This window comes from Heyndrickxia coagulans DSM 1 = ATCC 7050, assembly GCF_000290615.1.
GTDB lineage: Bacteria > Bacillota > Bacilli > Bacillales > Bacillaceae_C > Weizmannia > Weizmannia coagulans.
This window is the reverse complement of record NZ_ALAS01000215.1, coordinates 21,453-33,796: the sequence shown is the minus strand read 5'-3', so window position 1 is coordinate 33,796 and position 12,344 is coordinate 21,453. Positions and strand designations below refer to the sequence as shown.

Sequence of the window (12,344 nt, the reverse complement as noted above, 5' to 3'; positions counted from 1 at the left end):
GTTTTTCATTGGATATAATCTATTTTACTCAAATTTTTTAAAGAGAGGGAATCATTTTTCCAAAAAGCCGGTAATGGCATAAAACAAATCGGCAAGTTTCCGGGTTTTTGCTGCTTCAATTTCAGGTTCATCAAAGGACATTGGCTTTGCATTCAGTTCAAACAAATAAAAGCCGCCTTCATTGCCGGGCGCGATGTCAGCGGTAAATTCCCCGAAAAAGCCGTACGATTCCGCTAAAGCATTGCCGCATGCTGAAATGACCGGCGCAATCTTTTTTTTAATCTCCATTTTTTCATTGGAAGATAGTACCAGCGTTTCCCCGCCTTTTGCCGTATGGGTCGTCATTCCGCCGGGGTGGGCAACCCGCACGCCGATGCCGGTTATCCGGTAACCTGTTCCGTTGTAATGGGCGTGGACACGGTAGTCATATTTCCGGCCGTCAAGCAATGCAGTTGGCACGGTTTCCTGGACAATGTACGTTTCTTTTTCTGCAAAGGGGCCAATCTCCTCCCACACATCCGAAAAGCTGGCGGGCAAGTGGGCGGATTGGGGCGTGTAAAATGTCCATGCTTCACAGGGCCCCTGCACAATGCGGCGGATGCCGTATCCTTGCGAACGGGCGGCGGGTTTGATATAGACATCCTTGTGCTTCAGTAAAAAGGCGTGAAAGCTGCTTTTATCGGAAATAAGCGCCGTTTCCGGAAGAAAACCGGCAATCGCCGGATCCTGCTTCAATTTTTCGTACACCTCATATTTATTTAAAAAATGCGGGTTGAAAAAAGGGATCCTTTTTTGCCGGAGAAGCCTGGTAAATCGACGGAAATCTTCCTCCAATTCTTCCTTTCGCTTCCGGATCCGGTTATAAACCACGTCTGGAAACGGAAACATTGCCCTGTGCCATTTTTCTTGTTTTACATCCCAAAACACGCCGGTAATATGCGCTGAAATATCGGCAAGGCTGAATAAAAAAGACAGGCCGCCCTGTTTTTCCTGTAATGTTTGTTGGATGGCGATAAAAAAATCACGGTCTCCGCTGATGGCTTTCTTTGATTTACTGATGAGTATCCCGATCAGGGGGCCGGCTGATGCCCCTTTTAACATCAGACGATAAGGCGTTTCCTCTCCGGGTTTCGTGGAGAAAGGAAGCAGTTCCGCTTCTTTTCCCCAAAAAAGCGGGGACGGGGCAGTACGCTTAAATATTTTTTCCTTGCGGTCAAACCAGATGGCGGTCATGGGAACATTTCCCCTGGTGACTGCACTTGCCGTTCCGTCAAATAAACGGCAAACGATAAGCTCAGTTTGCGCGTCAATAAATCGCACGCTTTCATGAACGGATTGTTGAAAATGGAGCGCCCGGGCTTCGAATTGGCTTCAAACAGCCATACTTTCCCGTCCGTGCCGATGCCGAGGTCAAACCCGATTTCCCCAATCACTCCTTCGACATGTTCATCGATGGCGCGGGAAAGTTTGAGGGCGGCTGTTTCCAGCGCATGCCGGTACATCTCCTGTTGCTCGGGGTTTTCCGTAAGTTCGGGAAGTGTTTTAATTAACCCGCCGCTTCTCACGTGCGTTGTCGGGCTGCCCGGGCCGGCCACTTTTGCCGCGATTGCTGTAACGACCCAGTTTCCGCCCTCGTCTTTATTGGTATGGACCCGGAAATCAACCGGCCGCCCTCCGTCTGTTACGAGAAAAATGCCCTGCTGGACGAGCAGCCGGTTCCATTGCTTTTTAGAAAAAACATGGTTGATCAAGTTTTCAAGGCTGCTGAATTTTAACAATCGGTTGCCGGTGTCCCGGTACCGGCAATAATACGCGCCGGAAGCATGGTGGTAATGGATTTGATGGACGCCAAGGCCAAGGCTGCCGTTCACCGGTTTGATGTAGACCATCCCGTAATCAGACAGCATCCGTTCAATTTGATGAAAAGAGGTGAGCGGGTTCGTTTCCGGCAAATAGGGGCGCGCTTCCGGATCTTGAAACAGCCGCTCGTGAATTTCCAGTTTGTTGAAAAAGCCGGGATTGTACCACGGAATAAAATATTCTTTTTCCAATTTTTCTTTGATTTTCTGCGCATTTACAAGTTTTTCACTTTTCCGGTTCGGGAGCCGGTCGTAAATGGCATTGGGAAACGGGACTTCCTGCTTTTCCCAGCCCGCTTTCCCGTAAAAGTAGCCGGTGATCACACCCTGTTCCCAATCGATATGCTGTTCGCCAAATAAAAACGGCACCACGCAGGCAGCAGACTGGGCGGAAAGAAGTTTTGCAAACCACGCCGACCTTGCACCGGCCGGGCGGTTTTCAAAGGGGGTGAAGCCGGCCGTAAAAATGCCGACAAGCGGGCCGAGCATCAGGATATCGCTGTTTTGGAAACAGTGAAGAACCGTTAAAAAGGCGGGCATTCTCAGTTCACCGGCAAGCGCGCTTGAGACGGAAAAAACATTGCGGCCATTTGGATGCGGTTCGATTTTTGCGGCAGCGATTTTAGAGCCGAATGCCACTTTGCCGGTGTTTTCAAGTACCGGAAGGCTTTGCGGCGTGTACAGGATCGGGTCGGAGGCATCAAAAAACTCAATTTTATATTTTCTGGCCATTTGTAAAGCACCTCGTTTCATTTAGATGACCTTTTGTTAAACCGGCAGCGGATGAAATGAACCAACCAAATTTTTCCGGCTACTATCGCGGCTCTTTTTCTCGGGTTCCCTTCTGTTTCAAAAGCAATGTGGCAAAAATTCAGGCGCGTTCTATGCGAAAAGGCTGTCGAAAAATGCGCTGCTTCTTCACATAGGAGCGCTCTATGCGAAGGTATGCCGTTGAAAGCGCCCGGTTTCTTGACGCAGGCGCGTTCTATGCGGCCAAAATTGCCCGGTTTCTTATGGGCACTCTGTGTGAAGGAGAGCCGTCGAAAACGGTGCTGTTCCTTAAACACAGGCGCGTTCTATGCGAAAAGGCTGTCGAAAACGCGCTGTTCCTTCACATAGCCGCTAAAGAGCAGTCCCATTTCTTTCATTTTACACATTTCCGGCCTGCACGCGGTTTCCGATTTCCTGTAAATACCGGCAGTAGGCAAGCGGGGCTTCAGCCATTTGCCCGGCTTTTTCCGGATGGAGAAGGCTGACCATTTTTCTGCCCGGTTTTGAATTGATGTCGAGTATCCAGATGGATTGGTCCCCCGCAATAAGCAGATCGATTCCCAACTCAAATAGCGGTTGAAAAGTTTCTTCCAAAACAGCCGGCAAGATGCTGATGATGTCAGAGATTTCCTGGCTGATATAGACATGATTAAAATGCGGCGTTTCGCGTTGCCAGTTCCCGTATGTTGAGAGGCTTGCCCCCGCGCTCAAATTGGTTAAAATGCCGTTTTCCATGCCGGTACGGATGCCCCGCGTCACTTCCTGCCACTCGCCGCGGCTGTCTTTTTGCAAAAAGATGCGCAGATCAAAAGGCCGGTTTTTCCGGTCCATATTGTCAATCCTTGCCTGAATGAGAAAATCATGCTTTCCGAGCAGTGTATTGAGCCACGCTTGAAATTTATCCAAACGGCCGAAGTTCTGCGATATAAGACTGCCGTTTTTCGTCGTTCTTACAAGCAGCCCGCCCGTTTTCTTTTCGAGGGAATACACCGCATATCCATGCGCACCGTTTGCCGGTTTTAAAATAATGGAAAGATATTTGTTCAGTTCCCGCAAAACCGTTTCCGTACTGTCCGCCCTTACTGTCTCCGGCAAATACGGGGAGATTTCCGGAATTTCCTTCAGACGGTCGTAAAGCGCGGTTTTATTCGGCAGCCCGTATCCGAGAAAGGTAAGGTCTTTCCGTTCTTTCAGCCATGCGACGATTTTTTTGGCATCTTTTGATGGCTGGTCTTCGCCGTAAAAGCAGCGGTCATAAAGGAATTCCGGAATCTGGAAAACTTCTTCTTTCCATATGCCGCTTGTAGTGTCAAAATGAAGTCCCTTTGCTTTCTGCGTGCCGGGCAGTAAATCAAGGGGGGAGAATGAATAAAGATCGGTCCCATATTGTTTTGATTCATGTGCCATTTGGTCAAAATAATCCTGCCGGGAAGCAGGATCCAGCGTAAGAATGCCTAATTTAGCCGGCATGTTCCATTCCCCTTTCAGTCCATAGAAATAAACCGTAGCGGTATAGTGCTTTTACGGATGGGCGGATGCCGCCGCGGGATACGCCAAACGCGGCCTTAGACGGCTTTACGTTTGCTTCAATTACCCACGGTTTTCCATCCCAATCCACCCCTATATCGATCCCGAATTCCGCAAAGTGCCCGTTTCCGGCGGAACAGAGCGTGATGGCGGCGGCTTCCGCCAGCTCATGCATGAGTTCCAGCACGAGCCGGCCTTTTTCCTTTCCAAAATGATGGAAGATAAGCGGCGCCGGTTTTGCCGGAAGCCCTCCTTGTGAGAGGTTTGACACAATCGCATCGTCTGCCGCTGTTCTTGCGAGGGATGACGCGATCTGCCAATCGTTTTTTGCGCCGGTTCTCCAGACAAGGAACCGGAAATCGGTTTGCCTTCCATCTGCCGAAAGCAATGGAATGCCTTGTTGAAGGATATACGGAAGGGTTCCGGTGAGTTGTTCCATTTTTTGAACGGTGTCTTCCACATTTTCTGCAACTTCCGGCAAACGGTTTTCCTGGTGCGTATGGCCAAGGAGGAACCGGCTTTCCTTTTTTTCAATCCGGATGATGCCGCGCCCCTGGCTTCCGTTTTCGGGCTTTGCATACAGGATATTGAATGCCCCAAGTTTTTCCGCTAGGCACGCCGGACCGTACCGGCAAGTTTCCGGTAAATACGACCGCAAAAATCGGTTTGCATAAAGGCATTCGTAAACTTCCATTTTTGTTAAATACTTGGCATTAAAAAAACCGGTTCCCTTTTCTTTGTACGCTGCTGTTTTCATTCCAAACTGGCGGCTTTTTTCAGCCAGCCTAGAATGAATGCGGTTATAGACAATGTCCGGTTCCGGCACTTCCCCCGTCTTCCAGCCATTGGCGGAAAACGTGCAGCCGGTGCCGGCGCGGGAATCCAAGCCTTCCACAAAAAGGCAGCCGCCTTCTTTTTCGATCAGGTGGTGCAGTTCTTCGCAAAATGGCCGGATGTTTTCAGAAGGGGCACTTCCAGTAAGTTCTGTCAGGACGGCGATCACCGGGCCAAGTTCAAGCACCCCCTGCCGGCAGAAGGCTTTCAACCGGGCGGGCGGGACAGGGAGCTTCAGGTGTTTGTAACCATCCGCAGAGAGCATCATTACCGTTTTGCCGGATGCATCGGTTTCCACTTTTGCTGTGGCTGTTTTTCCGCCGAACCGGATGGTGAGCCCGCCGTTTGAAATGCGCAAAAAGGAAAGGAGCGCCCGTGGAATTGCCGCCGCCGCGCCTTTCGTTTCATCGTCATGCCGGAATGCAATGGTTGATGCCAATCCGTTCCCCTCCCTTCCTCCTGAAAACACGGGCACGAACACGGCTAATTTTTGACTTTATTGGGCTTTTGCTGATATCTTATGATTAGTACAGAAAATCGGTTCAAAAAAAATAGCTGATTTCAGAAATACCCGGCCGCAAAAAAGGGTATTTTTTCATTAAGTTTGCGGTTTTCCGCAGCATAGAACCAAAATCGACCGTTGTGTCCGCATAGCGGGCTGGAAACTTCCCGTGCTTCTTTGGAAAAAATTTCACAACGAAAACAATGAGGGATGATTGTGTATGCATGCATTTTTGGAAATTTTGTTTATGACTGCCGTGGGGGCAGTGATCGGCGGATTCACAAATTATCTGGCCATTAAAATGCTGTTTCGGCCGTACGAGGCGATCTATATTAAAAATTGGCGGCTTCCGTTCACGCCCGGATTGATTCCGAAAAGGCGCGAAGAGATTGCGAAGCAGCTTGGCGAAATGGTGGTGCGCCATCTGGTCACCCCGGAAAGCATCGAAAAAAAGCTGCTGTCGCCCGGGTTCCGGAAAGAGACGGCCCAATGGATGGCGGATACTTTTTTGAAATGGCTGGAGATGAGCTGGACGACCCCGCAAATTGCCGGTTTTTTTAAAGCGGATTTGTCGGCGGAGCGTGTTCAAAACGGGATCAAAGAATTCATCCGCACCCGTTACGGGGAGGCAAAACAACATATCGCACCGCAAACGCTTGAAGCACTGCTGCCGGAAGCCGTGATCAAAAAAGCTGAAGAAAAAATCCCTGTTTTGGCGGATTTGATCATTGCAAGGATTAGCGAATACATTTCAAGCCCTGCTGGCCGCACGAAAATTGAAGGGATGATCAGCCATTTTCTTGATGACCGCGGCATGATCGGCGCGATGGTGAAACGTTTTATCGGAAACACTTCGATTGCCGATAAAATCCAGCCTGAGATCACCCGGGCACTCCAGGAACCCGGAATGAAAGCAACAATGGCGGAAATGCTGGAAAGGGAATGGAACGGCCTGAAAGCAAAACAGGCAGGGGAACTTTTGCCGGATCTACCGGATGAAGAAATTAGCGGATGGCTGGAGAAAAATATTTTATCTGCCCTTCCTGTCGAACGTTTTTTAGACACACCCGTCCAGGCATTTGTTGCCCGGTACCGGAATAAAATTGAAGAAGAATGGATCCCTGTATTGGCGGAAAAAGCGCTGCACTTCATCAGCAAAAACGTGCCTTTGATCATCCGGAAGCTGCAGGTGGCGGATCTTGTGCGCCAGGAAGTGGAATCTTTTCCGATTGAGCGCCTGGAAGGGCTGATTCTCGGCATTACCGCCCGCGAATTTTCAATGATTACGTATCTTGGCGCGTTACTGGGCGGCCTGATTGGGATCGTTCAGGGGGTGATCGTGCTGCTTGTATAGAGGAAGCAAGCTTTGGCGCATTGTTGGAATAACGCCGGCCTGATCCTGCTGCTCGTGCAGGAAAGAGAAAACAGGAAACCCATGCATCCCTGCATTTCCGTGGCAGGCTTCAAGCGGCCCGGCTGCTCCTTGTGTAACGAAAGCAAGGCCGGGAAACCATCCGTGATGAATAAAACATAAGGAGGATTTACATGCCATCCCATTTAAATGAATACGCGCGCATGCTTGAAAAAGGAATCCGGGAAAGCCATGAATTTGCTGCGTTGAAGCAGGCGTACGAAAATGTCCGGTCAAACGGCCAGGCGAGAGCATTGTTTGACCGTTTCAGGCAGCTTCAACTCAATCTGCAAGATAAACAAATGCAGGGGCTTCCGGTTACAGAAGAAGATGAAAAGCAGGCGCAGGCTGCCATGCAAGCGGTCCAGGCAAATCCCGCCATTATGCAGTTGATCGGCGCTGAACAGCGGCTAAGCGATATGCTCAGCGAAATCAATCAGGTGCTGATGAAGCCTGTCGAAGATTTATACAACGGAAAGTAGAAGAATGCAGCCGGAAAGTTCTATTTCCCCCTTTTTTCTCATACATCTGTAAAAGAAAGCAGGCTGTGTGAAAAATCAGCCCGGCAGCCGGGAGCATCATGAAGAGGGGGAGCATCCATGATCTATAAAATGCTGGCGTTAAATATTGAGGGAACATTGCTGCAGGATAACGGCCGGCTCGGCAAAACAACGAAAGAAGCGATTGAGTATGCAGGTGCAAAAGGCATTGCGGTGACGCTCATTACGTCAAAAAATTTCGCTTCGGCCCACCGGATTGCCAAATGGCTGAAGCTGCATTCTTCCTTAATCACGCACCAGGGCGCTTATATTGCCAGTGAACTGGATAAACCGATTTTTGTCAGAAGGATCAGCGAAGAGGCCACCCGTGACCTTGTGCGGTTTTTGGAAGGGTTTCAAGCCCAAATCCGCCTTGTTTCCGAGCGGTTTACATTGTCAAACAGGGTGAAGCATCCGAATAAGCTGATGGGAAAAGTCATTTATCAAACGTCCAATCCGTTTTCTTATGCAGAACAATATGTGGACGATTTATCGGCAAAACTGGAACAAACGCCGCTTTCCCCGCCCAAAATCGAAGTGATCTTTTCCGACGGAGAGGACATTCAGGCTGCCAAAAAAGCAATTGCCAATATGTTCCATGAAGTGGATTGCATTGTGTGCGGGAACGGGAAGCTGGATATTGTGCCGGCTGGCATTTCCAAGCTTCGCGGGCTTTTATATGTATGCGACCGGATGAACATCCGCCGTGAGGAAGTGGTCGTCATCGGTTCGGGCCTCGATGATCTCCCGCTTGTCGAGTGGGCAGGGCTCGGCGTTGCGATGGGGAATGCGCATCCCGCTGTCAAAAACGCGTCCGACTGGGTGACCCGTTCTAACAATGAAAACGGAGTGTCTTATATGGTAAAAGAGCATTTCCGGAAACAGCAGCCGATTGACTTTTTGAAAAAAATGAAACTGCTGAAATAAGGATGGAAGGGGCTGTTTGCTTAGGCGGCAGCCTCTTTTTTTGATGAATTTTTTAAAAAGACGCCATTTTGTATTGGAAATTGCCGAATATTTCGCTATCCTAGTAATAGGAAGAATAAAACAAAGGGAGAGGGATTTCGGTGATTTCTACGTATGAAACAATCCAGGTGGAGGAAAAAGACGGGGCAGCCTATTTGTATTTCAACCGCCCGGACGCAATGAATGCGCTGAACCTGGAGATGATTAAGGAACTGGCGGACTCGTTGAAAGCGATTGCGATGAAGGATGACATTCACATTCTCGTATTATCCGGAAACGGCAAAGCATTCTCCGCAGGCGGGGACATCAAAGCCATGCTTGCGATGGAGGAAGAAAAAGGGTTCATCTCTTTTATGGACCAAATAAATGAAGCCGTTTCCATTCTTGTGGGTATGCCGAAACTCACCATTGCGGCGATTAATGGCGCTGCTGCAGGATTGGGCTTAAGCCTTGCCCTTGCCTGTGATACCATTATCAGCGATTTGGACAGCAAAATCGCGATGAACTTTATCGGGATCGGCCTTGTGCCGGACGGCGGCGGCCACTATTTGCTGCAGCGCCGGATCGGCCAGGAAAAGGCGAAAAAGGTGATTTGGGAAGGAAAAGTCATGTCTGCTGAAGAGGCAGCCGAAACGGGCATTATCGATGAAGCGGTACCCGATCTTGCGCTTGCCGTTGACCAAAAAATTACAGAATGGCAGAAAAAGCCGGTCCTCGCGATGATCAAAACGAAAAAAATCTATACGGAACTGAACCGCCCGGACTTCAATAAATCATTGGAACTGGAAAAACATGCGCAGTGGAAAATGCGCCAGACGAAAGACCACAAGGAAGGCATCCGCGCTTTTGTAGAGAAGAGGGCGCCGCAATTCAAGGGGGAGTGAAAGCATGCGCGACTATAAACTGACTGCCTTTGAACCGACAGGGGAAAAGATTCTCGATGAAGGTTTTGAAGCACAGGATGACACGGAAGCGAAGAAAAAAGGGGAGGCGCTTTTAAAAGAAAAAGGCGTCCATGAGAAAACGCACCGTTGCGTATCCCCTGAAGGAAAACTGATTTTGTTCCACCGGTAAAAAGAACCCGGGCCAATCCAGCCCGGGTTCTTTTAATAGGGAACGGCGTAAGTTCTGCGCCATTAATGGATATGGACATGCTGCTTAACATCCTGTTTTATATCCTGTTTTACTTGCTTAACCTGCTTTGCCGCCGTCCGACGGTTCGAAAGCCAGCCAAGAAACAAAACCAAAACCGTAAGAAAGCCGCCGATCGTATACGTTAACGGCCCGTGTGATATATCCAGCCATTTCAGGATTTGCTCATCTTTAAAGAGCATTTCCGCCGCTGTCCAGGCGAGGATGCCCGACCCGGCATAGGCAATCCAGCTGTAACGGTTCATCGCTTTTACAATCATCTTTGAACCGAATATCATAACCGGAATACTGATGGCAACGCCGAGGGCAATCATGCCGATATGCCCGTTTGAAGCACCGGCCAGCGCCACCACATTGTCGAGGCTCATAATTGCATCAGCCATGATAATCGTGCCGATCGAAACGAGCAGCCCATTTTTTGCTCTGACTTGGACATTTTCATCTCCGCCGCCGAGCACTTTATATGCGATCCAAAGAAGCAAAAGCCCGCCAATGACATTTACATAAGGAATTTTCAGCAAAGCAACGATCGCCATTGCCAGCAGAATTCTTAAAATCACCGCACCGGCTGTCCCCCAGAAAATCGCTTTGTTTTGCTGTTCGCGTTGCAGTTTCCGGGTCGCCATGGCGATCACAACCGCATTGTCGCCCGATAAAATGATATCGATCATAATGATCTTAAGCAGCGCAACAAAAGCCCCGGCAGAAACAACCAACCCAAAGTCAAATATAGATACCGGCAATTGCTTCATTCCCTTCACGTTCTTAATACTAGTTCATTTGACACTATCATAACACAGTCCGGCCCAAAAAGTAATAGAATCGCATGGGTTTCATCAAATTGGCAATCATTTTTTCACATGGTTTTCCTGCTTGCCCGCCATTTCCCGGTTTTCTTCATTTACGCCAAAGAAGACTTATAGTATCCTAGTTGGGAGAGTTTTTTTGTGAGTGTGATAGAAAAAAGGAGACGATATGCTGTTATGGTCCAGTCCTTATTGCAAATGAATACCATTTTTATCAGCATTATCATCGAGGCGTTGCCTTTTATTGTGCTGGGTGTATTCATTTCAGCGGTGATCCAGATGTTTGTCACTGAGGAAATGATTGCAAAAGTGATGCCGAAAAACCGCTTTTTATCCATTGCATTCGGCACCGGGATGGGCGCGCTTTTTCCGGCCTGCGAATGCGGCATTGTCCCGATTACGGAAAGGCTTGTCCGGAAAAATGTCCCGCTTTCTGCTGCCATCGCGTTTATGCTGACGGGGCCGATTATTAACCCGGTTGTCATTTTTTCTACGTTTGTCGCGTTTGGCGATTCCTGGAAAATGGCACTGCTTCGTTGCGGGCTGGCGATTTTTACTGCTGTTTTAACCGCGATTGCGATTTCTTATTTTTTTTCCGAAAACCAGCTTCGCGAATTTGTGGAGGCCAAATTGCACCACCACCATGGCCGCGAAGTACAGCATGCACCGGGTTTTCTGCAAAAAATCACCGGAACGATCGACCATGCGATTGATGAGTTTTTTTCCGTTGGGAAGTTTCTCGTGTTTGGCGGCCTGATTTCTGCCGCCATGCAGACCTTCTTCCGGACGAGTACGCTGCTGTCGCTCGGACAGACAAAAATGGCGGCGATTCTGATTATGATGCTGCTCGCTTTTATCATGTCGATCTGTTCCGAGGCGGATGCCTTCATTGCCTCGTCTTTCAACGGGATGTTCGGGACGCCGGCCATTCTTGCATTTTTAGTATTTGGCGCCATGGTGGATATTAAAAATCTGCTCATGATGATGCATTCATTTAAAAGAAAGTTTGTCTTTTCGATGATCGGGCTGATTATCGTTTTTGTGTTTACGGGTGCATTCTTAATATAGAAGGTGTTTAAAATGTTGCGATTTATCGTATTGTTCGGCTTCGCGTATTTTTTTATGAAGCTGCACGCGACAGGGGATATTAGCAAATATATCAATATGAAGTATGCGTATTTGTCGTTTTCCATGATTTTTGCAATGGGCTTTTTATGTTTATACCAGCTCGTGAAATGGGTCAGGGCGGGAAACGGGGCGCATGACCATCATCACGGCGCCCACCACGGCCATTCCCATGAAACGGATGAAAATACATGGTACAAAAAAGTGTTTACGTACGGCATGATTTTAATCCCGGTTGTAACGGGCATTTTTCTTCCGGTGGCCACCTTGAATTCCACCGTTGTCAAAGCAAAAGGCTTCCACTTTTCGATGATTGACAATGACAAGGACCAGTATGCCAATCACCAGATTTTGCGGCCGAATTCCAGCCTTTACTATGATAAGGACCAGTATACAGAAATGGAAAATTCGGATTTAAAAAAGTACAGCAAATTGCAAAGCATCGTCCTCGATGATGACCATTACTTCCACGGGCTTGAAACGATTTACAATTATCCGGGGGATTTTATCGGCAAAAAGGTGGCGATAAAAGGGTTTGTCTACCGGACGGATGATATTAAAGCGAATCAGCTGTTTGTGCTCCGGTTTGGCATTATCCACTGTATTGCCGATGCCGGCGTATACGGGATGCTCGTTGATTTTCCGGGCAATATGGCAAACGTGAAAAAAAATACATGGATTGAGGTTGAAGGGAAACTGGATATGACGTACTATACGCCGTTTAAAGAGAATATCCCGTATTTAAAAGTAACAAGTTACCATAAAAGCAGCGAGCCGAAAGATCCGTACGTCTACCGGCAATACAATTAAACGGGTTTGGCATGTTCAGCCATTTTTTTGTTGCCTGAACGT

At 48.5% G+C, this 12,344-nt stretch carries 12 protein-coding genes; 7 read left to right on the top strand and 5 right to left on the bottom strand.

Annotation, left to right across the window (positions count from 1 at the left end; genetic code table 11):
• Positions 1-51 precede the first annotated feature (51 nt).
• The 4 genes from IC21_RS11855 to IC21_RS11840 all read right to left on the bottom strand — a co-directional run bounded on the left by IC21_RS11855 (position 52) and on the right by IC21_RS11840 (position 5,430).
• Entirely contained in the window at positions 52-1,233 is a 1,182-nt protein-coding gene (locus IC21_RS11855) for a YheC/YheD family endospore coat-associated protein (protein WP_029141758.1), read from the bottom strand.
• Complete coding sequence (locus IC21_RS11850) at positions 1,230-2,591, bottom strand: YheC/YheD family endospore coat-associated protein (RefSeq protein ID WP_013858703.1); 1,362 nt, start codon at positions 2,589-2,591, stop codon at positions 1,230-1,232. The genes IC21_RS11855 and IC21_RS11850 overlap by 4 nt, the downstream gene beginning before the upstream one ends.
• A gap of 417 nt (positions 2,592-3,008) precedes the next feature.
• Complete coding sequence (locus IC21_RS11845; protein ID WP_029141757.1) at positions 3,009-4,100, bottom strand: YheC/YheD family endospore coat-associated protein; 1,092 nt, start codon at positions 4,098-4,100, stop codon at positions 3,009-3,011.
• Positions 4,090-5,430, bottom strand: coding sequence for a YheC/YheD family endospore coat-associated protein (locus IC21_RS11840; protein WP_029141756.1), 1,341 nt, complete (start codon positions 5,428-5,430; stop codon positions 4,090-4,092). The genes IC21_RS11845 and IC21_RS11840 overlap by 11 nt, the downstream gene beginning before the upstream one ends.
• Positions 5,431-5,713: 283 nt before the next feature.
• Between IC21_RS11840 and IC21_RS11830 the strand changes: the two genes are divergently transcribed.
• From IC21_RS11830 to IC21_RS11810, 5 genes are all read left to right on the top strand, one after another.
• Positions 5,714-6,847 carry a DUF445 domain-containing protein gene (locus tag IC21_RS11830; protein WP_029141755.1) on the top strand — a complete coding sequence of 378 codons (1,134 nt, stop codon included), beginning with the start codon at positions 5,714-5,716 and terminating at the stop codon, positions 6,845-6,847.
• Positions 6,848-7,038: 191 nt separating this feature from the next.
• Complete coding sequence (locus IC21_RS11825) at positions 7,039-7,386, top strand: YlbF family regulator (RefSeq protein WP_029141754.1); 348 nt, start codon at positions 7,039-7,041, stop codon at positions 7,384-7,386.
• 117 nt (positions 7,387-7,503) lie between these two features.
• Positions 7,504-8,370 (top strand): Cof-type HAD-IIB family hydrolase, encoded by an 867-nt coding sequence (locus IC21_RS11820; RefSeq protein WP_013858709.1) that lies wholly within the window; start codon positions 7,504-7,506, stop codon positions 8,368-8,370.
• A 140-nt stretch (positions 8,371-8,510) separates the two neighbouring features.
• The gene (locus tag IC21_RS11815; protein WP_029141753.1) at positions 8,511-9,293 is read left to right on the top strand and encodes an enoyl-CoA hydratase; all 783 of its coding nucleotides are present in this window, start codon (positions 8,511-8,513) and stop codon (positions 9,291-9,293) included.
• Positions 9,294-9,297: 4 nt separating this feature from the next.
• On the top strand, positions 9,298-9,483 hold the full coding sequence (locus tag IC21_RS11810; RefSeq protein WP_013858711.1) for a YhzD family protein: 186 nt from the start codon (positions 9,298-9,300) through the stop codon (positions 9,481-9,483).
• 62 nt (positions 9,484-9,545) lie between these two features.
• On the opposite strand, the gene IC21_RS11805 is transcribed toward IC21_RS11810, so the two are convergent.
• A complete protein-coding gene (locus IC21_RS11805; RefSeq protein ID WP_019721756.1) occupies positions 9,546-10,313 on the bottom strand; it encodes a TerC family protein in 768 nt (255 codons plus the stop codon).
• 231 nt (positions 10,314-10,544) lie between these two features.
• Between IC21_RS11805 and IC21_RS11800 the strand changes: the two genes are divergently transcribed.
• On the top strand, positions 10,545-11,435 hold the full coding sequence (locus IC21_RS11800; protein ID WP_174760510.1) for a permease: 891 nt from the start codon (positions 10,545-10,547) through the stop codon (positions 11,433-11,435).
• Between the two features lie 12 nt (positions 11,436-11,447).
• The gene (locus tag IC21_RS11795) at positions 11,448-12,302 is read left to right on the top strand and encodes a TIGR03943 family putative permease subunit (RefSeq protein WP_029141752.1); all 855 of its coding nucleotides are present in this window, start codon (positions 11,448-11,450) and stop codon (positions 12,300-12,302) included.
• Positions 12,303-12,344: the final 42 nt, after the last annotated feature.